Origin of the sequence: Hyphomonas sp., from assembly GCF_017792385.1 — a bacterium.
GTDB lineage: Bacteria > Pseudomonadota > Alphaproteobacteria > Caulobacterales > Hyphomonadaceae > Hyphomonas.
Window position 1 is genome coordinate 384,496 of sequence record NZ_CP051230.1, and the last position, 21,682, is coordinate 406,177.

Here is a 21,682-nt window from a genome sequence, read left to right on the forward strand (position 1 = left end):
CGCGCAATTTCTGGTCCATGAATGTGGTTATTATATGGGCCAGTCCGCATTAACCATCAGAAAGCTCGACGCCATGATCGGCCGCCAAGGCTAACACTTGGTTACGGAAATCCTGCTCCGGTGTCTCAAGCGCAGACAGGAAGTCCGGCCTGAATGCCGTCAGGTCCAGCGATCTTATCATCTGCTTGACGGGCCCGATAGAGCCTGCCGACATCGACAATGTGGTAAAGCCCAGCGCCACGAAACACAGCGCCGACAGGGTCGATCCGGTCGCCTCACCGCAGGCCGACATCCGGATTCCGTGCTGCTCGCAGGATTCAGAGACACTTTTCAGGAACCGCAAGGCACTCGGTGACACCAGGTCGTAACGATCCGACACATGCGGCGTCATGCGGTCGGCCGCAAAGAAGAACTGCATCAGATCATTGGTTCCGACCGACAGGAACTCGGCCTTGCCCGCCAGTTCCGGCAGTCCATAGGCCAGGGCCGGGGTCTCCAGCATCACGCCCACTTCCACCCGGGACGGTCTGCGACCGGTGCGCCGGTCAGACCATTCCAGCTCCTTCTCCAGAAGGGCCCGGGCTTCGTCGAATTCAGACGGAACCGTCACCATCGGGAACATGACGGTCAGCGGTCGTTCCCCGGCGGCCCGGATCAGGGCGCGTAGCTGGCGCCGGAACAGGCCCTTGTGGTCCAGCGCAAACCGGATGGACCGCCAGCCCAGAGCCGGGTTCTCCTCGCGTTGCAGGTTCAGCGCGGGCAGCACCTTGTCTCCGCCCAGGTCGACGGTCCGGAAAACGACCGGCTTGCCACCGGCCTTGTCCAGCACCCGCTTGTAGAGGTCGATCTGGTCGTTCACCCGCGGCAGGGATTCAGACACAAGGAACTGGAACTCGGTCCGGAACAGGCCGACCCCGTCGGCCCCCGCCTGTTTCATCATGTCCATGTCGAGATCGAGCCCGGCATTCAGCATCAGGGAGACATCGGTCCCGTCGCGCGTGCGCGCCGGCAGATCCTTCAGCGCCTCATAGGCCGCCTGGCGTTCCGACCGCAGCGAGACGCGGCCCTTGTACGCATCGTACAGGGAGTCATCCGGCCGGATGTGCAGGGTCCCCTCCTCTGCATCCACGATCACCCAGTCGCCCTGATCGATCCGCGTGGTCAGTCCGGCGATGCCGCCCAGCGTGGGAATGCCCAGCGCGCGCGCCACGATGGCGGCGTGCGAGGACGCCGCCGCTTCCTCCATCAGGATCGCGCGCAGGCCGGTATTTGAATATTCCAGCAATTCCGCCGGACCGAGCCGGCGGGCCACCAGCACGCTGCGCTCCTCGCTGATCTGCGGCTTGCCTTCTTCGCCGCCCAGAATGCGCAAAAGCCGGTTGTCGAGGTCTTCAAGGTCATGCAGGCGTTCGCGAAGGTAGGGGTCCCGCGCGCTTTGCAGCCGGGCCCGGTGTTCGCGGCGGGCCCGGTCGACCGAGGCCTCCGCCGACAGGCCGGATTTGACCCCTTCCTGCAGCTTCTCGGCCCAGGACGGGTCGTGTGCCAGCAGGCGGTAGGTTTCCATCACATCGCGCGGATCCTCGCCCAGCGCCGCCCCATCCAGCGCCATCATCCGGTCGATGGAGGCCTTCAGCTCCTTCATCCCTTCGGACAGGCGCTCGCTTTCGGTGCGCTGGTCTGCCGCGAAGAACTTGGCCGCCGGAACCACGGGATCGTGCAGCACGGCGCGGCCATAGCCCAGCCCGTCGCAGAAGACACGGCCTTCCAGCGAAACGGTGTTGCGCTCGCGCTTTTCATCGCCGCCATTGTTCAGCGCATCCGGATTGATGCGATCGACAATCTCGGCCAGCACCATGGCGATGGTCTGGAGATTGTCGACTTCCTCGTCATCATAGGCCCGCTCGGTCCGGTTCTGCACGGTCAGGACGCCGATGACCCGGCCACCCCTCAGGATCGGCACGCCGAGAAAGGCGTGGAACGGGTCTTCGCCGGTTTCCGGCCGGTAGGAGAAGGAGGCGTGTCTCGGCGCATCCTGGATCGCCATCGGTTCGGCCCGGCGCGCGACCAGGCCGACCAGGCCTTCATTCGCGCTCAGTCGCGTGGCGGCGACAGCATCTGCCTTCAGGCCCTCCGTCGCGATCAGCAACAGCGCGCCATCCTGCAATCTCAGATAGATCGAACAGACATCCGCCACCATGGTCGAGGCAATCAGCCTCACCACCTTGTCGAGCCGCGAGCGTGTTTCGCCTTCCTCCGCCATGACCTGGCGGAGCCGGTTCATCAGCAGTCGCGTCGCGGGCAGATTATAAGGCATGGTCAGCCTGTATGTCGCAGCCCGTGTCAGGCAGCGTCAAGACCGAATGCCGTGTGGAGGGCGCGAACTGCCAGTTCAGTATAGGCATCTGCGATCAGCACGGAAATCTTGATCTCCGAAGTAGAGATGACGTCAATGTTGATCCCTTTCTCGTAAAGGGCCTTGAACATTGTCTCGGCAACGCCGGTATGACTGCGCATGCCGACGCCGACAATCGAGATTTTCGACACGTCGCGCACAACTTCGAGGCGCTCATAGCCGATTTCGTCGCTCATCTGCTCCAGCGTGTCCTTCGCGATCGGGCTGTCCCGGTCGGTACAGGTGAACACCATGTTGGCCCGTTCCGGACCGCGGGCCTGTGCCTGGACGATCATGTCCACATTGACCCCTGCCCGGGCCAGCGCCGAGAAGATCTTGGCCGAGATGCCCGGCTTGTCCGGGACGCCGTAAAGCGTGACCTTGGCTTCGTCCCGTGAATAGGCAACACCGCTGACAACCTGTTTTTCCACGATTTCTTCCTCTGAGCAGACAATGGTTCCCGGGTTCGGCTCGCCCGGCTTCACGAAGCTGGACAGGACCCGGACCGGGACATTGTGATTCATCGCCATTTCCACAGACCGGGTCTGCAGCACCTTGGCACCGAGGGAGGCCAGTTCCAGCATCTCCTCGAACGAGATCTTCTCGATCCGCTGCGCCTTCGGCACGATCCGCGGATCGGTCGTGTAGACGCCGTCGACATCGGTATAGATATCACAGACCTGCGCGCTGAGCGCAGCTGCAACGGCGACCGCCGACGTGTCCGAGCCGCCCCGGCCGAGCGTCGCGACGCGTTCATCATCGGTCACGCCCTGAAAGCCGGCAATCACGGCGATCTCCCCGGCATCCACCGCATCCGGCAGCTTGGTATCCTCGAACCCCATGATGCGGGCGCGGCCATGGCTCTTGTTCGTCTTCAGCCGCAATTGCCAGCCCAGCCAGCTGCGCGCCTTCAGGCCACGCCGGCGCAGGGCCAGCGCCAGAAGGCCGGCCGTCACCTGCTCGCCGGAGGCCACGACCACGTCATACTCGTCGTCGAACTGTTCGCGCGGCAGGCCATCACCCGCGGCGCCCTCGGCATAGGCCACAAGCTTGTTGGTTTCGCCGGACATGGCAGACACGACCACGGCCATGTGCTCGCCCTTCGCGGCGCGGGCGGCAACAATGTCCGCCACATTCGCGATGCGATCGAGGTCCGCGACCGATGTGCCACCAAATTTCAGAACCGTGCGCGCCATTTCGCCCCATATCCTGTCGTCATCCCGGGATATTCCCCTATATTCGCCCTCATAGGGGGTGTTCCCCGCCGGATCAAACAGGTTTCTTGAACTATGACAGTAGCAAAAGACGGGGCGAGCCCGGCCCCTGCCACGCCCAGCATCGATCCGGAGGAAGTCGCCAAGTTCTCCGCCATGGCCGCTGACTGGTGGAACCCGCGCGGCAAGTTCCGCCCGCTCCACAAATTCAACCCGGTCCGCCTGCGCTTCATCCGCGACACGGCCGAACAGCATTTCGGCATTGCCCCAAACGCAAAGCGCCCGCTGGAGGGCCTGCGCCTGCTCGACATCGGGTGCGGCGGCGGCTTGGTTTGCGAGCCGATGACACGCCTCGGCGCCACGGTGACCGGCGTCGACGCGTCCGAGGCGAACATCAAGACGGCCCTGACCCATGCACAGGAACAGGGGCTGGACATCGATTACCGCGCCGGCACCGCCGAAGGCCTGATCGAGGTAGGCGAGCCGCCATTCGACATCGTGCTCAATCTCGAAGTCATGGAACATGTCGCAGACCCGCACCAGTTCCTGAAGGATACAGGAGGCCTCGTGAAGCCCGGTGGCCTGATGATTGTCGCCACGCTGAACCGCACGGCCAAGGCGCTGGCGACGGCGGTCATCGGCGCGGAATACGTACTCGGCTGGCTGCCCCGCGGCACGCATGACTGGTCGAAATTCGTCACGCCGGATGAGGCGGATGCCGGTCTGGTTGCTGCCGGCCTGGTGACAGAGCCCGCCATCGGGGTCTCCTACAATCCGCTGGCCGACAGCTGGAAACTCTCCGGCGATACCAAGGTGAACTACATGATCATTGCCCGGAGGCCCGCCGCATGACCCATCTGCCCACACATGAGGACGTGCTGGCCTACTGGATCGGCGACACCGCCGCCACAGCCGATGGCTTGCAGGAGAAACACAAGCTCTGGTTCGGCAAGTCCGACCAGACCGATGCCGAGATCCGCGACCGGTTCCTGGGCCTGCTCGAACACCTCTCCCATGTGCCGAATGCGGATGACTGGACCAATATCGGCCCCCACGGCCGTCTCGCAGCGATCATCGTGCTGGACCAGTTCAGCCGCAATCTGTTCCGGGGAGAGGCCCGCGCCTTTCACCAGGACTCCCTCGCCCTCCGTCTGTGCAAGGACGGGCTGGCCCTGAAGGAAGACGAGGGCCTCGGCGAGACCGAGAAAGTGTTCTTCTACCTGCCGCTTGAACATTCCGAATCCCCGGACGACCAGGCCCGCAGCGTGGCCCTGTTCAAGCAGCTGGCCGAGACGGCCCGCCCGGAATTCCGCGACTTTGCCGACAATACATATGATTATGCGCTCCAGCATCAGAACGTGATCGAACAGTTCGGCCGGTTTCCGCATCGCAACGCAGCGCTGGGACGCCAGACAACGCCGGACGAAGCCGAATGGCTGGCCGAAGGCGGCGGCTTCTAGTCCAGCATTTCCGGGCCGCGCGGATCCAGGCTCTTGCTGATATCCTGCTGCATGGACCGGGTCAGCGTGTAACGTGAGGCAACCAGCGCGGCGAGGCCATACAGGATCACCGGCAACACGCAGAAAACCAGAAGCAGGCCGTGCAGCGCCCCCGGCGAATTCTCCACGCCCGGCCGGAACCCGGCCACCCGGCCCAGCACGAAATACCCGATCCCGAAGGCCAGACTGCTGCCGATCTTGTAGGCACTGGTCAACAGGGAATAATAGATGCCGGCCCGGTTCTCCCCGGACCGTGCGGCCTGGTATTCGACCACATCGGCCGCCATCGAGCGCGCGATCACGACCGGCGCGCTGAACGCGGCCCCATTGACGAGTGCACCAATCAGCAAGGCCCAGAACCCGCCCCCTGCCCGGCCGGCGATGTAGTAGATGACATAACTCGACATCCCCATGATCACCGCGCACAGGAATGCCGTATGCTTTTCCGTGCGGGCCGAGAATTTCAGCCAGAGCGGCAGCGCCGCAACCGCCGTTGAGAAGAAGATCATCAGAATCACGCTGGCCATGGAATCCGACAGGCCGAACACGTATTCCGCCACGAACAGATAGTTCGACGCGGTGATTGCCACGGCGGTCCCGACCAGCAATTCCATCGCCAGGACAACGCCCAGGAACTTGTTGCGCAGGGCCGCAATCATTGCCGTCAGGTCGAACTTCATCGCCTCGCCCCGGTCCCCGCGCATCGGATTGTCAGGCACGAAGGTGCAGGACAGGAAGGCAACGATCGGAAGCGAAATCAGCAGGGCCCAGCCCATCACCGCGACCTGACCGAACCGGTCGACCTCGAACCCCGACACTGCGAGAATCGCCGGCACGGCCAGCAGCGCCAGCATCGAAACGATGCTGATCACTTCCGCCCAGGTGAAGAACCGGGACCGGTCATCATAATCGGTTGCAATCGCGGGCACCCAGGCGGACCGGGCCGTCTGCAGGAGCGTGAAGCCGACATAGAACAGGATCATCCAGACGACGAAATAACCCGGTCCTGCCCCCCGTTCCGGCATGTAGATGAAATAGGTGGCCAGCCCCAGGATCGGCACGCTGAGCACGATCCAGTGGCGCACACGTCCCCACGGGCTGCGATACCGGTCCACCACAAACCCCATGACCGGATCGGTCATGATGTCCCAGAAACGCAGCACCATGAACAGGAAGCCCGTCAGCTCCAGCCCAAGGCCGACCTCATTCGCATAAAGGGGAGCCAGATAGACAGCCAAGGGCAGCCCTACCCCTGCCAGTGGTATGCTGAGCGAGGAGAAAGCAAGCACTCTCGGTAAGGACAGGCGCGGGCCACGTGCGTCAGTCATGGGCTCAGCCTGCCCGCGAAAAACGTGACGGCCAAGTCATTTTTTTGTTCGCCGAACGCTTGACGTCGCGGCGGCCGGGGCTGACACGGAAGGAAACACGTTTGGAGGGAACGGATACGATGCTGAAGAAAATCCTGTTGGGGCTCGTCGCGCTGGTCGTGATTCTGCTGGCGGTCATCCTGTTCCGCACATTCACCTATGGCGGTACAGCCACCGGCGAACGGGTGGAGCTGCCTGCCGCACCGGAGGTTTCCGCCGACAGGGCGGCCAATCATCTGGCAGAGGCCATTCGCTTTCGCACGATTACGGTCGCCACGGGCGACCCCCGCCCCGGACAGGAAGGCCCGTGGCTGGACCTGCACAACTGGCTGGAAACCACCTACCCCGCCGCCCACAGCGCGATGAACCGGGAACTCGTGCCCGGCACGCTGACCCTGCTCTACACATGGCAGGGCTCCGACGCGTCCCTCGATCCGCTCTTGCTGATGGCGCACCAGGATGTCGTGCCCGTGAACATCGGCACGGAAGATGACTGGACCGGCGCACCCTTTGCCGGGGACATCGTGGACGGCTATGTCTATGGACGCGGCGCCCTTGATGACAAGGGCAGCCTGGTCGCCCTGATGGAAGCGGCAGACGCACTCGCCGCCAGCGGCTTCCAGCCGAAGCGCACCGTCTATTTCATGTTCGGTCATGATGAAGAGATTTCCGGCTCCGGCGCAGAGGCCGGAATCGCCTTGCTGAAATCCCGTAACATCTCCCCCGTCATGGCGCTGGACGAGGGCTTTGCGATCATCGATCCGTCCCCGCTGACCGGCAAGCCCATGGCCTATATCGGCGTGTCGGAAAAGGGCTATGTCACCCTCACCCTGACAGCATTGGCCGAAGGCGGGCACTCTTCCACACCGCCGCGTGACTCTGCGGCGGTGCGCCTGTCGCGCGCCATCGTTGCCCTGGATGAGAACCAGATGCCGGCGGATTTCTCGAAACCTCCGGTCTCGGACCTGTTCCGCGTTTCCGCACCGGACCTGCCCTTCATCCAGAAAATGGCCTTCGCAAATCTCTGGCTGTTCAAGGGCCAGGTCGATTCCGCCATGGCAGACATCCCGGCGGGCAATGCCATGGTCCGTACCACGACCGCGCCGACCATGCTGGTCGGATCGGCAAAGGAAAATGTGCTGGCCCAGCGCGCAATGGCGACCGTGAACTTCCGGGTCCACCCGAACAATACGGTCGAAGACGTGGTCAATCATGTGAAGGCGGTGACGTCCGGCATCAAGGGCATTGAGGTCACCGTGGCCGAAGGCGGCATCAGCGGAAGCGAAGCCTCGCCGGTCTCGCCTACCGACAACAAGGCCTATGCCGTGCTGGCCAGCGTTGCAGAGGCCGCCGGTGGCGGCGCCCCGGTCGCTCCGGGCCTCGTCCTCGGCGCAACCGATGCCCGCTATGCCAGCGCAATCACCGACAGCGTCTACCGCTTCGCCCCGTCCGTACTCAGCCCCACCGACCTGACCGGCTTTCACGGCACGAATGAGCGGCTCGCTGTCGAAAACATGAAGCGTCTGTCCGAAGGCTATGCGCAGATCATTCTCGCAATGGATGACGGGGACTGAAAACGTTTGATGCCTCCTGCCCCAGGCTGTCCCGCAGGAGGCATCAAACTCCCCTCCCTACCGTCACGCAGCCACGGGTACTGCCGGACGGTAAGCTTCAGCATCTGATGTAAATTCTGCGTGCCCGTAGCGCTTCAGCAGCCGCCGGATGCGCGCCGTCAGGCGACGGTCCGCAACCTTGCACAATCCGGGTACGGACAGCGCAAACCGGTACAGCGCCATCTTTGCCGCAATATAGGGAAACAGCACCGCCGCAACGGCATACTCGGTCGGCCCCACAGGCACACCAATCCGCCGCGCGCGCTCCGCATCGCCATTCAGGAAGTGCTTCACCAGGACCAGCCGGGCCAGCCGCTTTTCCAGTGCATTGAAGATGCGATGCCCCGGCTTCCGGTCCGGCGGCAAATAGGCCTCAAGCGTTGCCCGGACCAGCGTGCCGCAGGTCTCGTCGTCAAACCCTTCGCGAATGGACGCGCCGCGTGCATTCATGATGTCGACAATGCCTTGCGGCGTGTCCATCAGCAAATCCTCGGGCAGACCCAGCAGGTAGCAGCGATAGCGGCTGAACTCGACCCGGGCCCGTTCCTCCTCGGTGAACTCCGTCCGTCCTTCATCCAGCATCTGATAGGCCAGCAGGAACACGTCGATCAGGCCCGCCGGCATCTGGTCCACCTGCGGCACTGGAATACCGTAGACAGACTTGTCCCAGCTTTTCATGCGGCGCAGGATGTTGAACCGGACCATGGAATGCATCAGGCGCACCATGGCCGCCGCCTTGAATCCCTCCCCGCGCGGTTCCAGCGCGCCGGGCAGAGTGGTGACGGTGAAGAAGGTGGCCGTCTCGTTGACCCGGCGCGAGGCGGTCGAATGGCCCAGCGTGCCGGTCATCGCCATGGGCAGGGCCGTATACTTGTTCAGGAAGGTGGCCAGGAATGCGCCCCGGATCATCCAGGGCGATGTCACGGCCATCGGCAAACGGTTCAGGCGGGCGCCTTCACGCACCAGATCCATGTCCAGCCAGTCCGGCTTGGTCTCCATTTCCCTGATCAGCGCGACCAGTTCCTTCGGCGCATCCGGCACGGCCTCGATGCCGTGGTCACATGCCGTCGTCAGCATGTCGACCAGACGCTTGAAGCCATACTCCCCCATCAGGGCTGCATAGGCATCCGCCGTGATGTCGCCCAGCATCGTGTAGGCTTTTACCCGCTCGACCATGTCGGCTGGCGGAGGCGGCAGGTGCCGCAGCGATTTCGGCAGCGAACTCTCCTCCACGCGTTCGGTATAGCGTTCGGGTGTTGCAGAAAAATCCACATCCCCATACATGACCGGGAGGGCCGATTTCTGAAGCGCGATGCGCTCATGGACCTGCGCGATCGATGGGGCCATCAAGACGTCTCCTGTCGTGGTACTTGCAGTTTCCGCTCCATAATGTAAGCAATCCTCAGATATTCCACTCGCATCCGTGGAAGATCCGGTTTTGCCTCAAGATGGACTCCGCAAGTGACTGATAAGAAAAGAAGAAAACCCCGCCAGGCGCGTGCGCAGGCCACTGTGGAGGCCATTCTGGAGGCGACGTTTCAGCTTTTGGAGGCGGACGGCCTCACAAACCTGACCACCAATCACATCGCCGAGCGGGCCGGGGTCAGCATCGGAACCCTGTACCAGTATTTCTCGGACCGCGACGCCATCCTCCTCGCGCTGAGCCAGCGCCAGAGTGACAGCGTCCGAAAGAAAATCACGGAACTCGTGCTCGAGAATCCCGAGACATCCGGCGTGCGGGCAATCATTCGCGCCTTGATGAACGGCCCCACCGGCTCCCACCAGACGCGCCTCATCCTGTCGGACGTCCTGTTCCGCTCCGGTGGCAGCGACGTGATGAGCCGCCAGCATTTTGCCTTCCTCGAATCGATCAGTGGACGCCTGAGTTTCGACTTCCCGCATGGGCGCGAGGCCGCCTTCATCCTGACGCATGCCGTGGTGCAATTGCTCCGCGCGGCGGCTGCCGAACCGGAACTGGAACTGGACCCCGCCGTGCTGGAAGACGAACTGGTCCATCTCCTGGAAAGCTATATCGAGAATCTCACTCGGCGCGTCGGCGAGCCGGCCGCCTAGCCGCTGTTGAAATGACCCCAGATGCGCTCGGCCAGCGCCTCGTTGACGCCGTCGACATCCATCAGGTCGGCCACCTTGGCCCGCGAGACGCCCTTGGCCGATCCGAAATGGTGCAGCAGCGCCTTCTTGCGCGCGGGGCCGACGCCCTCGATCTCGTCCAGCGGGGAGGATTTGATCGCGGCGGACCGCTTGGCCCGGTGCGCCCCGATGGCCCAGCGGTGGGCCTCGTCGCGCAACCGCTGCAGGTAATACAGCACCGGCGCCGTTTCCGGCAACTTGAACGGCGCCCGGCCCGGACGGAAGAATTGCTCGCGCCCGGCATTGCGGTCCACGCCCTTGGCGATGGAGACCAGATTGACATCGTCCGGGGTCACACCAATTTCCCCCAGCGCATCGATCACGGCGTTCAACTGGCCCAGCCCGCCATCGATCAGGACAAGGTCCGGCCAGTTCGCGCCATTGCCCTCTTCGCGTTCCTTCAGGGCGCGGGCAAACCGGCGGCGCATCACTTCGCGCATCATGCCGTAATCATCGCCCGGCTCGATGGCCGTGTCCTTGATGTTGAACTTGCGATAGGCGTTCTTCATGAAGCCTTCCGGCCCGGCCACCACCATGCCGCCCACAGCATTCGTGCCCTGGATGTGGGAATTGTCGTAGATCTCGATCCGCTCCGGCGGCGCGTCCAGTTCGAACACTTTCGCCACTTCCGCCAGCAGGCGCGCCTGGCTCGCCGTCTCGGCCAGCTTGCGCGACAGGGCCTCGCTGGCATTGCGCGCCGCCTGGGCCACCAGATCCTTCTTGCCGCCGCGCTCGGGCCGGCGCACTTCCACCTTGCGTCCCGCCTTCAGTTCCAGCGCGTCCGAAATCAGCTCCGCCTGGTCCGGCATGCGGTTCACCAGGATCAGTTTCGGCGGCGGCCGCTTGTCGTAGAACTGCACCAGGAAGGCCGCCAGCACCTCCTCCGGCGTCTGCTCGCGTTCATGCCGCGGATAATGGGCCGTCGCGCCCCAATTCTGTCCGGCCCGGATGAAGAAGACCTGCACACAGGAGACGCCGCCATCCATTTCGATGGCGAACACGTCCGCTTCCTCGATATCGTCCGGGTTCACATCCTGGCTGGCACGGACATGCGCCAGCGCCCGGATCCGGTCGCGCAACCGGGCCGCCCGTTCAAACTCCATGTCCTCGGCAGCCGCTTCCATCTCGGCCGCCAGCCGCTTTTGCAGGTCGGCCCCCTTCCCGCGCAGGAAGTCCGCCGCCTGATCGGCCAGCGCCTGATAGTCCTCGGTCGGGATCAGGCCGACACAGGGCGCCGCACAGCGCTTGATCTGGTGCAGCATGCACGGCCGGGTCCGCACGCTGTAGACACTGTCCTCGCAGGTACGCAGCAGGAAGGCCTTCTGCAGCGTGTCGAGCGTCCGCATCACGGAGCCGGCGCTGGCAAACGGGCCGAAATAATCCCCCTGATCCATCTTCGAGCCGCGATACTTCTTGATCTGCGGCGCCTCATGGTCACGGCGGATGAGAATGTAGGGAAAGGATTTGTCATCGCGCAGCAGCACGTTGAAGCGCGGCTTCAGGCTCTTGATCAGGCTCGCTTCCAGCAACAGCGCCTCGGTCTCGGTCTCCGTGACGACGAACTCCATCCGCCGCGTCATGGAGATCATGCGGGCGATCCGCTGGGTATGCCCGCCCAGCCGCGCATAATTCGACACCCGCGCCTTGAGGTCCCGCGCCTTGCCCACATACAGCACATCGTCATGTTCGCCGAACATGCGATACACGCCCGGCTTCGCCGGCAGGCGTTTGAGATTGTCCTTGATGACGTCGATGCCCCTCAGGGGAGCTGCGCCGGAATCAGTCGGGGTCATGCCTCAACAGATAGTCCGGCTTGGCGCCGGATGCGAGCCTCAGAAGAAGTTCAGCACATGCTGCATGTCATAGCGCGAGTCGAGCATCCAGCCGGCGCCGAAGCTGAACACCATGACCAGCAGGATCGACGAGACAAAGGACCGGCCCGGAGTCGGATCGCTCGCGCGCCGCCGCGCCCGCATCAGAATGAGCATCAGCAGCAACAGGATGAACACAACCATGAAGAACAGCTTCTCGGTATCATCCAGGCGTTGCACCCAGATGGAGAAGTCTCTCCAGGCGTCATTGGCCACTTCCGTCAGCTTTTCAAGCACCGCATTGAGCAGGCCCGTATCGGTTGAAATATTCATGGCTCCCACGCTCTTCCCGTCCTGGGAAAGCTTCCAATCAGGTTTCTTGATGGCCTGAGTGTCTCACAAACTCCTAAAACCTTGGCCCCCGTCCGTCTTTGAGTTTGCCGGTCATGATTAATGCGCTGGAAAGGTTTTCCCATGCCCGGCGCGCTTTTCCGCCGGCCCGGTCTTGCCGGGTCGCGGCGGCGGGACTAATCGGAACGCCAGCGCCGCGCGCGCAGGCCACTTCACGGGAATTCCTCATGTCTGACACCCTTCGCCTCTCCGATGCCCTGGACCGGGTCAAGCCGTCCGCCACCATCGCCGTCACCACCAAGGCCAATGAATTGAAACGGGCCGGCCATGACGTGATCGGCCTCGGCGCGGGCGAGCCGGATTTCGACACGCCGGACAATATCAAGGAAGCCGCGATCCAGGCGATCCGCGACGGCAAGACCAAATACACGCCGGCCGACGGCATTCCGGAACTGAAGGAAGCGATCTGCGCCAAGTTCCTGCGTGAAAACGAGCTGACCTACACACCCGGCCAGATCCATATCGCGCCGGGCGGCAAGCCGGTCATCTACAATGCCTTCGTCGCAACGCTGAATCCCGGCGATGAAGTCATCATCCCGGCCCCCTACTGGGTGTCCTATCCCGACATGGCGCTGATGGCGGGCGGCACGCCCGTGCCGGTCGCCTGCGGGCCGAACGCCAATTACAAGCTGACGCCCGAAGCGCTGGAAGCGGCGATCACGCCGAACACCAAATGGCTGCTGCTGAACTCGCCGTCCAACCCGACCGGCGCAGCCTATACAAGGGAAGAACTGCGCGGCCTGGCCGATGTCCTGCTGCGCCACCCACATGTCTGGACCCTGACCGACGACATGTATGAGCATCTCGTCTATGACGATTTCGATTACTTCACCATCGCCCAGGTCGAGCCGAAACTTTACGACCGCACCCTCACCGTGAATGGCGTGTCCAAGGCCTATGCCATGACCGGCTGGCGCATCGGCTATGCCGGTGGCCCGGAAAAACTGATCACTGCCATGCGCAAGGTGATCAGCCAGACCACCTCCAATCCCTGTTCGATCAGCCAGTGGGCCGCCGTCGAGGCGCTGAACGGCCCGCAGGATTTCCTGCCCGAACGCCGCGCCGTCTATCAGAAGCGGCGCGACATGGTGGTCGCCGGTCTCAATGCTGCCGAAGGCCTGACCTGTGCGACGCCGGAAGGCGCCTTCTATGTCTACCCGTCCTGCGCGGGCGTGATCGGCAAGACCAGCCCGTCCGGCAAACGCATCGACAGCGACAAGGATTTCGCCGCAGAATTGCTCGAACAGGAAAAGGTCGCCATCGTCTTCGGTGAGGCGTTCGGCCTGTCACCGGCCTTCCGCGTGTCCTATGCCACCTCCACCGAGGCGCTGCAGGAAGCCCTCACCCGGATCCAGCGCTTCTGCGCAAATCTGACATAGGCGCGTGACATAGGGAATTTCTATATCGGGTGTTCCACGTATTGATTTGAATGGAACTTTTCCCGTTCTTACGTGCTGCACAAGAGAGAAAAATGGAGATCCCTCATGCCTGTTGATATCGGTCTGAACGACGACGCCCGCAACACGTCTGCAGACGCCCTGCGCGTCCTGCTGGCGGAGACCTATGCGCTGTATTCCAAGACGCACGGCTACCACTGGAACGTGACCGGGCCGCGCTTCAACGCCCTGCACACCATGTTCGAGACCCAGTACAATGAATTGTGGCTGGCCCTCGACGAGATCGCCGAACGCATCCGCGCGCTGGGCCATTTTGCCCCCTCCTCTGCCGGAGAAATGGTCGATCGCGCCACGATCAAGCCGGACAATGGCATCCCGGATGCCGACACGATGGTGGAGAATCTGGTCAAGGGTCACGAGGCTGTCAGCCGCGCCGCCAAGGCCGGGCTGAAGATTGCCGAGGACAATGGCGATGCGGTCACCGCTGACCTGATGACCCAGCGCGCCGCCATTGCAGAGAAAACCGCCTGGATGCTGCGCGCCAATCTCTAGGGCCGCTCACCGGAAACGGCCGGTCTGGCCGTTTCTGTATATTGCACTGCACAACACTTGCCGTGTCACCCCCGCTTGACGGCTGCGGGGTGGCGCGGCAATCTTTCTTTTCGGTAAGAAAACGGGCTGGCAAACGCCCGCGCCGAAAGCCAAAAAAAAGGCCCGGCAGCGAATTAACGCGCCGGGCTTGTAAGTAGCGGGCCCCGTAGGGGGGAGGAAACGCCCAATCGGAGGAAGGATTGGGTTTAATGCCCGAGGCCCTTGGCATGCGTGGTAGATAGCCTCTCCCAGCCCGATTACAAGCAACGAGACAGCAAAGCTTTCATGCATATATGCATGAATGTCACATTTTCGACTAAGTGTGACGCATAGCAGGCCGGCGCAGGACTTCGGTCTCCGCCGTGATGAAATCGCGGAAGGCCGACACGCGCTTGGACCGGCGCAGATCGCTGGGATAGATGAAATACAAATCAAAGATCGGCCCCACCGTCTCCGGCAGCACTTTCACCAGCCGCGGCATGGTTCCGGCCATATAGTCCGGCACATCGGCAATCCCCAGCCCGGCATCGACCGCCCGCAGCATGGCGAAGACATTGTTCACCTTCAGCGCGGCCTGGCGCGGCGGGCTGTCATCGCGCCCCACCCGGCAGGCGAAGCTCATCACATCCAGCATCGAGGTCTCGTCGCCATAGGCGATGATCCGGTGATTATCGAGATCCTGCGGCGTGCGCGGCATGCCATAGGCCTTCAGATATTCCGGCGAGGCATAGAGGTTTGTCGCCACCGTGCCCAGCTTGCGCTGGATAAGGTCGGCCTTGTCGGCGGCCCAGAGGCGAATGGCGCATTCGGCTTCCAGCTTCAGGAGGTCGTATTCTCGGCTGTCATCCAGACGCAGGTCGAGATTCATGTCCGGATGCTTGCGCGCAAACCCGCCAAGGCGCGGCACCAGCCAGGTGGACCCGAACGCCACCGGCGCGGCCACGATCAGTTCGCCCTGCGGGGTCTCCTGCTGGTCCTTGAGCAGCGTATTCGCCGATTGCGCCGCCGTCGCCATTTCCATGGTCGAGCGGAACAGGGTGTGGCCGCTATCGGTCAGCACCAGTCCACGGGCATGCCGCTGGAACAGGGACACGCCCAGCTGTTCCTCCAGCGCCGCAATCTGGCGCGAGACCGCCGACTGGGAAATGCCCAGCCGCTCCCCGGCCGAGGTCAGGCTGCCGGCTTCGGCTGCCGCATGAAACGATTTCAGCTTACCCCAATCCATGGGGAGCGTTTGTGACGCCTAAATGACCCCACGGCAAGCAGAGATTGCCGGAACGGATCGGCGCAATGTGTGGGAATTACTCCGGAGCCTGGCAGGCCAGCGCATCCATCGCATGGGCTACGTCCTTGGGGGGAAGCTGCAAATCCTCAAAGAAACCGTCCAGGCTTATGATGGCACAGTGAATGGCGTTTGCCCGGTCTTCACCATGGATCATCATGTCGGACACAACACACGCCGCATCGCGAATGATGACCCGGCACTGCAGGCTGCATTCACCGCGTATCGGTTCAAACATGTCGAACCGGAGAGGCCCCTTTCCGCCGCTCAGTATCGGCGCACGATGCGTCATCCGTTTCCTGCCTCTGCCGCTTGATTGCCCGATGCAAGGTAACGCGATCCAATCCGACTGATAAGCCCCGCCCCCATACTCTGTGGCATGGATACGCAGACGGACATTCTCAGGCGGGGGCTGGACGCGGCATGGCAGGCGGTGCTCGGCGCCTCCGCCATCGCAGACCTGCATCTCGGGCCAAGGCAGATCACGCGCAGCGCGGCCCGGCGAATCTCCGGCCGCCTGCGCCAGATCGAGACAATCGTCCGACGGCTGATCCTTGTCCTCGCCCTGCAGGTCCGGCTGCAGCCAGCCTCCCCGCGCCCGGCAGGGCCGGTGACCCATCCGGATACGGCGGCAGCGCCGGATGACATCACCGTCGCAGAGTTTCCGCACCTGTCGCGCCGGCGGCTGAAACTGCTGCCCGCGCGCCGGCGGTTCGAGGCGGCCCCGGAGTTTCCCGCGCCGGGCCTGCGGCCCGCGGGCCCCGTGTCCCCACTCAAATTGATGGCCCGGATTGCCGCGCTTCACACGGTGATTTCCGATCCCGATGCCCATGCCCTGCGTCTCGCGCGGTCGCTGCGGCGAATGCGGAAATCCGGCGAACCCCGCCCCGTGATCGCTCCGGCCGAGAGCACCTATCGCCTGTCACCGGAACTCGGCGCCATCGCCACGCTCCTGCCCACGCATATCAATGCGGCCTTCGACACCTGGGAACGCTCAGGCTGATTTTTGCTGAAATTTGCGCCCTGGCCGCCACGTTCCCCCGCGTGACGGTCCCGACTCATGCCTGTCATTCCGGAAATGCGGTGGTACAGTTTGAAACGGGAGGAAACGCGCATGCCACGACTGAAACAGGCGGGCCGCGAGGCGGGCAATCCGTTTGCCGACAGGATTTTCGATATCCTGTTCGGCGACCGGGATCCGATTGCCGAGCCCGGCACGGCAACCGGCACGCCGGGAAACTGGTGGACCGTCTTCAACATTGTCCCGGACGCATTCCGGCATACGACAGAGGGGTTCCAGTTCTACCGGTCGAAGGATCGCAAGCTGGATCCGAAACTGCGGGAGCTTGGCCAGACGCGTGCCGGATTTGCCGTCGGCTCGCAATTCGTGTTCTCGCAGCATTGCAAGGCGAGCCGCGATGTCGGCCTGACCGAAGACCAGATAGCCGCCATTCCCCATTGGCCGGTGGCAAATTGTTTCAGCCCGCTGGAACGCGCCGTGCTGGCCTATACAGACGGGCTCGTCCTGCAGCGTGGCCGGGTTCCCGATGGCGTGTTCGAGGCGCTGAAGGCCGAGCTGTCGGATGAAGAAATCCTCGAACTCACCTACATCACCTGCACCTATATGATGCACGCCATCATGAGCCGCGCGCTGCGCCTGGAATATGATGATGTGGCAGAGCGCGTGGTCGAGATCGCCGCGCCGGACGGGTCAGACACAGACGTGATGTCCATGGTCGACAAGGGAGGAAACTGAACATGGCCTATCATCATCTCGCCCTCGCCGCGAAAGACATGAAAGCCACGCACGCCTTCTATGAAGGCATCATGGGCTTCGAACTGGTGAAAGTGGAAGTCGCCCCCATCATGGGCGGCGGCTGGGGCAAGCACTTCTTCTATCGCATGGATGGCGATGACAGCCGCTTCATCGCTTTCTGGGAGTTGCACGACACCGAAGGCAGCGACGCCTATGTCTATGACATCAACGCCGCCGCCAAACTGCCGCCGGGCACAAACCATTATTCCTTTTCGGTAGACACGAAGGAAGCGCTGGAAAACTGGAAACAGACATGGCTGGCGGCCGGCCTCGACGTGTTCGAGATCGACCATAATTGGTGCCATTCAATTTACACGAAGGACCCGAACGGCAATGCAGTCGAATTCTGCCTGACCACGGGCGCCTTCACCGAAGCCGATCGCCAGCGCGCGCTGGATGCCTTGTCGGAAACGGAGTTCAACCCCTCCCCGGCGCCGGCCTTCATGCAGATGTGGAGTGCGGAAAAAGTCGGCACCTGACCGGCTACCAACGGGCCGAATAGCCCCGCGTGTCGATGTGCACGAACGGGCCATGCGCGGCATTCGATCCGTAAGCGGATGCCCCGCCAACCACCCAGCCGGCCGGCGCGTCGGCGGCAAGTTCATCGATCAGGCGGACCAGCGCCCTGGCATCATCCTTGTCGATCCGGCCATTCCCGTCCAGATCGTCCATCTGCCCGTCCCGGTCCTGGTCGATATAGATGTCCGCCGCATCGCCATACAGGTGGCGCGAAGAGGTCGTCGTGTTCCCGATGGCCGCATTGTAGAAAGGAGTCCTGTACCCGCTCATCACGAAAAAGGTGTCCGCTTCCCATCCCTTTGCATTGGCGGCTTCCAGAATGGCCTCCAGCTTTACCAGCATGGCCGGTTGCATCAGGAGATAGGTCGGGTCATGTCCCGGCTGCTGTTTGCAGCGGAACTGGCCCAGTTTGAAATTCGGGGACACCTGCAAATCCTCGGACATGGCCGAGAGATCGATGAATCCGCGCGGCACGGCATAGGCCGGCAGATTGCGCAATGGCCGCGCATACTGGCCGATCCGGTAGCCATTGAGCGACTCGTCCACCCCATTCCGGAAGGGTGTCATCACCATCAGGTTCAGCTGCGTCTGCGCATCGCCCCTGGTAATCATCATGTTGGCCAGCCCGGCCTGCCTCGGCGCCGTCCAGACGGTCTTGTCGCCCTGTCGGCCCAGCTTCCCGGCAGAAATGTCGGCCTGCGCGCCCTTCGGCAACTGGATCAGGACGGTCTCGCCCGGCATCGCCGGAACAGACAGGACAGCGAGGTCGGACTGCACGCCATTTACCGTGATGGCCACTCCGCTTCCGGCCTGTGCAATCCCGGCCGGACTGGACGCAGGCGGAACATGCGGCTCCGCGGTTGCGGCGATCCAGGGGAAGAACAGGAATTTCAGAAGCACGGAGAAAATAGCGACAGATCCTTTGCATGAGCATTGCGACAGTCTGGTCATCTTAACCAATCCGTTCGCCCGTGAAACGTCCGAAACGCCAAATGGTGCCAAACTTTTTCTGATGTTTTTCAGGGACATGTTTCGGAACCTCCGACATTTCAGCCGGTTTAATGGGCAAGCTGCTGCAAGGGCTCCCGGACGGCGCCGCCGTCCCGCCCGTCCTGCCCTTGCGGACCCGAACCAATCATGGAGACTTCTCATGCGCCTGCATCGCCGCCTTCTTGCATCGACCCTCCTCGCCACGGCCGGTCTGGTCTCTCCCCTTTCGGTCTCCGCCCAGCATGCCGCCCCATCCTCCGGTGTCCAGCTCGCGGACCTGTCGGTGAAGGATGCGATGGGCGGCGACCTTGAAGCCGACAAGGCGTCGGCCATTCAGGATCTGATCCTCGATGAATGGCTGGAAGATGAACTTGGCCGCGAGGTCGAAACCGGCGTCCTGACCACGGTCCGCGCCGCTTACGCGCAGAACGTCTTCAAGCCGATCTGGACCCAAAAGGGCATTCAGTCCCTGAAGCGCGCACGGAATGATCTGTTCTCCTACGGCCTCGCCGCATCAGACGTGTCGAAGGCCAATCTCGATACGATCGCTGACCAGCGTCTCTCGGGCCAAACCGATGCAATTCGGGCAACTGCCGACCTGCAACTGACCGCCGCCTGGCTTCGCATGGCCTCTGCCGTCAGCGGTGGCCTGTCGGACAATGGCGAGGCCGTGGATCCTGAAACTGACGCGCCGGTCATGTCCATGGTTCAGGCCAGCCTGATTCAGGCTGCCAAGGGAGATGCCGACGACATCCTGGCAGACCTGGAACCGGACCATCCGCAATATGACCGGCTGAAACGGCAACTCAAACACTACCGCGAAATCCGCGCCGACGGCGGATGGCTTGCCATTCCTGAAGGGGACGCCATCGAGCCCGGTGACGAAGACCCACGCATTCCGGCGCTTCGGGACCGGCTCATTGCAGAGAATTATCTCGCAGCAGAAACCTGGGCTGGAGACCTGCTCTCGACGATCAGCCTCGCCGTGAATGAAGAGTCCGATGCGGACAAGTCCGAAATCCGTTACACTGACGACCTCGCAGAAGCGGTGGAAACCTTTCAGCGCAGGCATGGTCTCGAAGCGGACGGGATTGTGGGGGGACGCACGCTGGAGGCCCTCAATGAGAGCGTCGAGTCAAAGATCGACCGGATCGCCGACACAATGACCCGTTGGCGTCAATATGATGACCTTGGCAGCCAGTATATCTGGGCGAACATCCCATCCTTCATGGCGGAAGGCTGGCGCAACGGTCGGCGCGAGATCGCGATGAAGACAATTGTCGGCATGCCCAGTCGGGAGACGCCAGTCTTCTCCGACGAGGTGGAATACGCTGTTGCAAACCCGCGCTGGTATGCGCCGGTCAGCATCGTGAGAAAGGACAAGCTGCCAAAGCTCGCCAACGATCCGACCTACGCATCCCGCAAGAATTTTACCGTGATTGACCGCGCCACCGGGCAATCGGTCCCGGCCTCCTCGGTCGACTGGACCGATCTGGCAGCCGCGACCGAGTACCAACTCATTCAGCGGCCGGGCGCAAGCAACGCGTTGGGCGACCTGAAGATCATCTTCCCCAATCAGTATTCGGTCTACCTGCACGGCACACCGGGCAAGCGCCTGTTCGAACGCGCCCAGCGCACTTTCAGCTCCGGCTGTGTGCGTCTGGAACGTCCGGAAGACATGGCCAGATGGCTTGCGGCGCACGACCCGGAAGTCTCCGCGCGCGACGTGTCTGAAGCCCTGGAAGGGGCCACCCCGGAACGGATCGATTTCAAGTCCGAAACCCGGATCCACATCACCTACATGACCGTGACGGTAAGTGAAGACGGCGAGGCCCATTTCTGGCGCGACGTGTATCATGAGGAAGACGGCATCATGATGGTGGACAAGTATGCACCGCTCTACCAGCCTGCCTCCGATGAAGAGCTTGCCCAGGCAGAGCCAGCGCCCCGCAAGGGGTAGGCCTACTGGCTCGCCCACAGGATACGGGCAATCCAGGCCAGGTCGGAGGGCTTGAAGCTGCGGGTCGGATAGGCCGGGTTGAGAGACGCCAGTTCGACCGTTCGGGTGTTCCGCCGCGCCAGCACCTTGGCCATGACTTCGCCCTCGACCGTCTTCGCAACGACCCGGTCGCCGGCTTTCACCGTAGCCCCCGGCGAAACAATGATCCGGTCACCGGCCCGATAGGCCGGCTCCATGGAATCGCCGCTGATTTCCAGCGCATAGACGGACTCGGTCTCGAGGCCCGGAAACCGGACCTCCTCCCAGCCGGTACCGACCGGAAAGCCGGCATCATCAAAGAACCCGTCCTGACCGGCCTGCGCAAATCCGATCAGCGGCGCGATCGCTCCGCGACGGCCATCAATCAGCGCGGCGAAATCCTCGAACCGGCTTCCCACCGCATCCAGGACCCGCGCAAGACTTTCCGTCGACGGCCAGCGTGGGCGCCCGTCTGCCCCGGCGCGCTTGGACGGGTTGAAGGCCGTCGGGTCCAACCCCGCGCGGCGCGCCAGGCCAGACGGGGTCAAACCATGATGTGCGGCAAGGGCATCAATCCCGCGCCAGATATCCCGATGATTCATGGGATTATTTTCCCACCTATTGCTCCCGCCGCTAAATAGGAATATTCAC

Annotated in this window: 20 protein-coding genes; 10 read left to right on the forward strand and 10 right to left on the reverse strand. The window is 62.9% G+C overall.

The window, feature by feature from the left end:
- Positions 1 to 49: 49 nt before the first annotated feature.
- Complete coding sequence (gene ptsP, locus HF955_RS01870; RefSeq protein ID WP_291077376.1) at positions 50 to 2,314, reverse strand: phosphoenolpyruvate--protein phosphotransferase; 2,265 nt, start codon at positions 2,312 to 2,314, stop codon at positions 50 to 52.
- A 26-nt stretch (positions 2,315 to 2,340) separates the two neighbouring features.
- A complete protein-coding gene (locus HF955_RS01875; RefSeq protein ID WP_027837318.1) occupies positions 2,341 to 3,588 on the reverse strand; it encodes an aspartate kinase in 1,248 nt (415 codons plus the stop codon).
- Between the two features lie 93 nt (positions 3,589 to 3,681).
- Between HF955_RS01875 and ubiG the strand changes: the two genes are divergently transcribed.
- Together ubiG and HF955_RS01885 are read left to right on the forward strand one after the other, a co-directional pair.
- On the forward strand, positions 3,682 to 4,458 hold the full coding sequence (ubiG, locus tag HF955_RS01880) for a bifunctional 2-polyprenyl-6-hydroxyphenol methylase/3-demethylubiquinol 3-O-methyltransferase UbiG (RefSeq protein ID WP_291077378.1): 777 nt from the start codon (positions 3,682 to 3,684) through the stop codon (positions 4,456 to 4,458).
- On the forward strand, positions 4,455 to 5,066 hold the full coding sequence (locus tag HF955_RS01885) for a DUF924 family protein (protein WP_291077380.1): 612 nt from the start codon (positions 4,455 to 4,457) through the stop codon (positions 5,064 to 5,066). The genes ubiG and HF955_RS01885 overlap by 4 nt, the downstream gene beginning before the upstream one ends.
- Here the strand turns inward: HF955_RS01885 and HF955_RS01890 are convergent.
- Positions 5,063 to 6,433, reverse strand: coding sequence for an MFS transporter (locus HF955_RS01890; protein ID WP_291077382.1), 1,371 nt, complete (start codon positions 6,431 to 6,433; stop codon positions 5,063 to 5,065). The genes HF955_RS01885 and HF955_RS01890 overlap by 4 nt on opposite strands.
- A gap of 119 nt (positions 6,434 to 6,552) precedes the next feature.
- Between HF955_RS01890 and HF955_RS01895 the strand changes: the two genes are divergently transcribed.
- Positions 6,553 to 8,046, forward strand: a complete 1,494-nt coding sequence (locus HF955_RS01895) for a M20 family peptidase (protein ID WP_291077384.1) — start codon at positions 6,553 to 6,555, stop codon at positions 8,044 to 8,046.
- A gap of 63 nt (positions 8,047 to 8,109) precedes the next feature.
- Here the strand turns inward: HF955_RS01895 and HF955_RS01900 are convergent, their stop codons facing one another.
- On the reverse strand, positions 8,110 to 9,432 hold the full coding sequence (locus HF955_RS01900) for an oxygenase MpaB family protein (protein ID WP_291077386.1): 1,323 nt from the start codon (positions 9,430 to 9,432) through the stop codon (positions 8,110 to 8,112).
- A 114-nt stretch (positions 9,433 to 9,546) separates the two neighbouring features.
- Between HF955_RS01900 and HF955_RS01905 the strand changes: the two genes are divergently transcribed.
- Complete coding sequence (locus HF955_RS01905; protein WP_291077388.1) at positions 9,547 to 10,158, forward strand: TetR/AcrR family transcriptional regulator; 612 nt, start codon at positions 9,547 to 9,549, stop codon at positions 10,156 to 10,158.
- Here HF955_RS01905 and uvrC read toward each other — a convergent pair.
- Positions 10,155 to 12,029 (reverse strand): excinuclease ABC subunit UvrC, encoded by a 1,875-nt coding sequence (uvrC, locus tag HF955_RS01910; RefSeq protein WP_291077390.1) that lies wholly within the window; start codon positions 12,027 to 12,029, stop codon positions 10,155 to 10,157. The two genes, HF955_RS01905 and uvrC, sit on opposite strands and share 4 nt — an antisense overlap.
- Before the next feature lie 39 nt (positions 12,030 to 12,068).
- Entirely contained in the window at positions 12,069 to 12,380 is a 312-nt protein-coding gene (locus tag HF955_RS01915; RefSeq protein WP_291077392.1) for a hypothetical protein, read from the reverse strand.
- Positions 12,381 to 12,625: 245 nt separating this feature from the next.
- Here HF955_RS01915 and HF955_RS01920 point away from each other — a divergent pair, with 245 nt between their 5' ends.
- Together HF955_RS01920 and HF955_RS01925 are read left to right on the forward strand one after the other, a co-directional pair.
- A complete protein-coding gene (locus HF955_RS01920) occupies positions 12,626 to 13,837 on the forward strand; it encodes a pyridoxal phosphate-dependent aminotransferase (protein ID WP_291077394.1) in 1,212 nt (403 codons plus the stop codon).
- Between the two features lie 105 nt (positions 13,838 to 13,942).
- Entirely contained in the window at positions 13,943 to 14,407 is a 465-nt protein-coding gene (locus HF955_RS01925) for a Dps family protein (protein WP_027837308.1), read from the forward strand.
- A 355-nt stretch (positions 14,408 to 14,762) separates the two neighbouring features.
- On the opposite strand, the gene HF955_RS01930 is transcribed toward HF955_RS01925, so the two are convergent.
- Complete coding sequence (locus tag HF955_RS01930) at positions 14,763 to 15,671, reverse strand: LysR family transcriptional regulator (RefSeq protein ID WP_036260794.1); 909 nt, start codon at positions 15,669 to 15,671, stop codon at positions 14,763 to 14,765.
- 76 nt (positions 15,672 to 15,747) lie between these two features.
- A complete protein-coding gene (locus HF955_RS01935; RefSeq protein WP_291077397.1) occupies positions 15,748 to 15,966 on the reverse strand; it encodes a hypothetical protein in 219 nt (72 codons plus the stop codon).
- Between the two features lie 141 nt (positions 15,967 to 16,107).
- On the opposite strand from HF955_RS01935, the gene HF955_RS01940 reads away from it, so the two are divergent.
- The 3 genes from HF955_RS01940 (at position 16,108) to HF955_RS01950 (ending at position 18,023) form a co-directional block, all read left to right on the forward strand.
- Positions 16,108 to 16,731 (forward strand): hypothetical protein, encoded by a 624-nt coding sequence (locus HF955_RS01940; protein ID WP_291077399.1) that lies wholly within the window; start codon positions 16,108 to 16,110, stop codon positions 16,729 to 16,731.
- 111 nt (positions 16,732 to 16,842) lie between these two features.
- Complete coding sequence (locus HF955_RS01945) at positions 16,843 to 17,484, forward strand: carboxymuconolactone decarboxylase family protein (protein WP_291077401.1); 642 nt, start codon at positions 16,843 to 16,845, stop codon at positions 17,482 to 17,484.
- A gap of 2 nt (positions 17,485 to 17,486) precedes the next feature.
- A complete protein-coding gene (locus HF955_RS01950; RefSeq protein ID WP_027837304.1) occupies positions 17,487 to 18,023 on the forward strand; it encodes a VOC family protein in 537 nt (178 codons plus the stop codon).
- A gap of 4 nt (positions 18,024 to 18,027) precedes the next feature.
- On the opposite strand, the gene HF955_RS01955 is transcribed toward HF955_RS01950, so the two are convergent.
- On the reverse strand, positions 18,028 to 18,963 hold the full coding sequence (locus tag HF955_RS01955) for a D-Ala-D-Ala carboxypeptidase family metallohydrolase (RefSeq protein ID WP_291077403.1): 936 nt from the start codon (positions 18,961 to 18,963) through the stop codon (positions 18,028 to 18,030).
- Positions 18,964 to 19,213: 250 nt separating this feature from the next.
- Here HF955_RS01955 and HF955_RS01960 point away from each other — a divergent pair, with 250 nt between their 5' ends.
- Positions 19,214 to 21,013, forward strand: a complete 1,800-nt coding sequence (locus tag HF955_RS01960; RefSeq protein WP_291077405.1) for a L,D-transpeptidase family protein — start codon at positions 19,214 to 19,216, stop codon at positions 21,011 to 21,013.
- A 2-nt stretch (positions 21,014 to 21,015) separates the two neighbouring features.
- Here the strand turns inward: HF955_RS01960 and HF955_RS01965 are convergent, their stop codons facing one another.
- Positions 21,016 to 21,633, reverse strand: a complete 618-nt coding sequence (locus tag HF955_RS01965) for a helix-turn-helix transcriptional regulator (RefSeq protein ID WP_291077406.1) — start codon at positions 21,631 to 21,633, stop codon at positions 21,016 to 21,018.
- Positions 21,634 to 21,682 lie beyond the last annotated feature (49 nt).

Excerpts from the sequence above, each read along its gene's own strand:
- ptsP (WP_291077376.1), bottom strand. The coding sequence starts at position 2,314 with ATGCCTTATAATCTGCCCGCGACGCGACTGCTGATGAACCGGCTCCGC.
- HF955_RS01875 (WP_027837318.1), bottom strand. The coding sequence starts at position 3,588 with ATGGCGCGCACGGTTCTGAAATTTGGTGGCACATCGGTCGCGGACCTC.
- ubiG (WP_291077378.1), top strand. The coding sequence starts at position 3,682 with ATGACAGTAGCAAAAGACGGGGCGAGCCCGGCCCCTGCCACGCCCAGC.
- HF955_RS01885 (WP_291077380.1), top strand. The coding sequence starts at position 4,455 with ATGACCCATCTGCCCACACATGAGGACGTGCTGGCCTACTGGATCGGC.
- HF955_RS01890 (WP_291077382.1), bottom strand. The coding sequence starts at position 6,433 with ATGACTGACGCACGTGGCCCGCGCCTGTCCTTACCGAGAGTGCTTGCT.
- HF955_RS01895 (WP_291077384.1), top strand. The coding sequence starts at position 6,553 with ATGCTGAAGAAAATCCTGTTGGGGCTCGTCGCGCTGGTCGTGATTCTG.
- HF955_RS01900 (WP_291077386.1), bottom strand. The coding sequence starts at position 9,432 with ATGGCCCCATCGATCGCGCAGGTCCATGAGCGCATCGCGCTTCAGAAA.
- uvrC (WP_291077390.1), bottom strand. The coding sequence starts at position 12,029 with ATGACCCCGACTGATTCCGGCGCAGCTCCCCTGAGGGGCATCGACGTC.
- HF955_RS01915 (WP_291077392.1), bottom strand. The coding sequence starts at position 12,380 with ATGAATATTTCAACCGATACGGGCCTGCTCAATGCGGTGCTTGAAAAG.
- HF955_RS01920 (WP_291077394.1), top strand. The coding sequence starts at position 12,626 with ATGTCTGACACCCTTCGCCTCTCCGATGCCCTGGACCGGGTCAAGCCG.
- HF955_RS01925 (WP_027837308.1), top strand. The coding sequence starts at position 13,943 with ATGCCTGTTGATATCGGTCTGAACGACGACGCCCGCAACACGTCTGCA.
- HF955_RS01930 (WP_036260794.1), bottom strand. The coding sequence starts at position 15,671 with ATGGATTGGGGTAAGCTGAAATCGTTTCATGCGGCAGCCGAAGCCGGC.
- HF955_RS01935 (WP_291077397.1), bottom strand. The coding sequence starts at position 15,966 with ATGTTTGAACCGATACGCGGTGAATGCAGCCTGCAGTGCCGGGTCATC.
- HF955_RS01940 (WP_291077399.1), top strand. The coding sequence starts at position 16,108 with ATGGATACGCAGACGGACATTCTCAGGCGGGGGCTGGACGCGGCATGG.
- HF955_RS01945 (WP_291077401.1), top strand. The coding sequence starts at position 16,843 with ATGCCACGACTGAAACAGGCGGGCCGCGAGGCGGGCAATCCGTTTGCC.
- HF955_RS01950 (WP_027837304.1), top strand. The coding sequence starts at position 17,487 with ATGGCCTATCATCATCTCGCCCTCGCCGCGAAAGACATGAAAGCCACG.
- HF955_RS01960 (WP_291077405.1), top strand. The coding sequence starts at position 19,214 with ATGCGCCTGCATCGCCGCCTTCTTGCATCGACCCTCCTCGCCACGGCC.
- HF955_RS01965 (WP_291077406.1), bottom strand. The coding sequence starts at position 21,633 with ATGAATCATCGGGATATCTGGCGCGGGATTGATGCCCTTGCCGCACAT.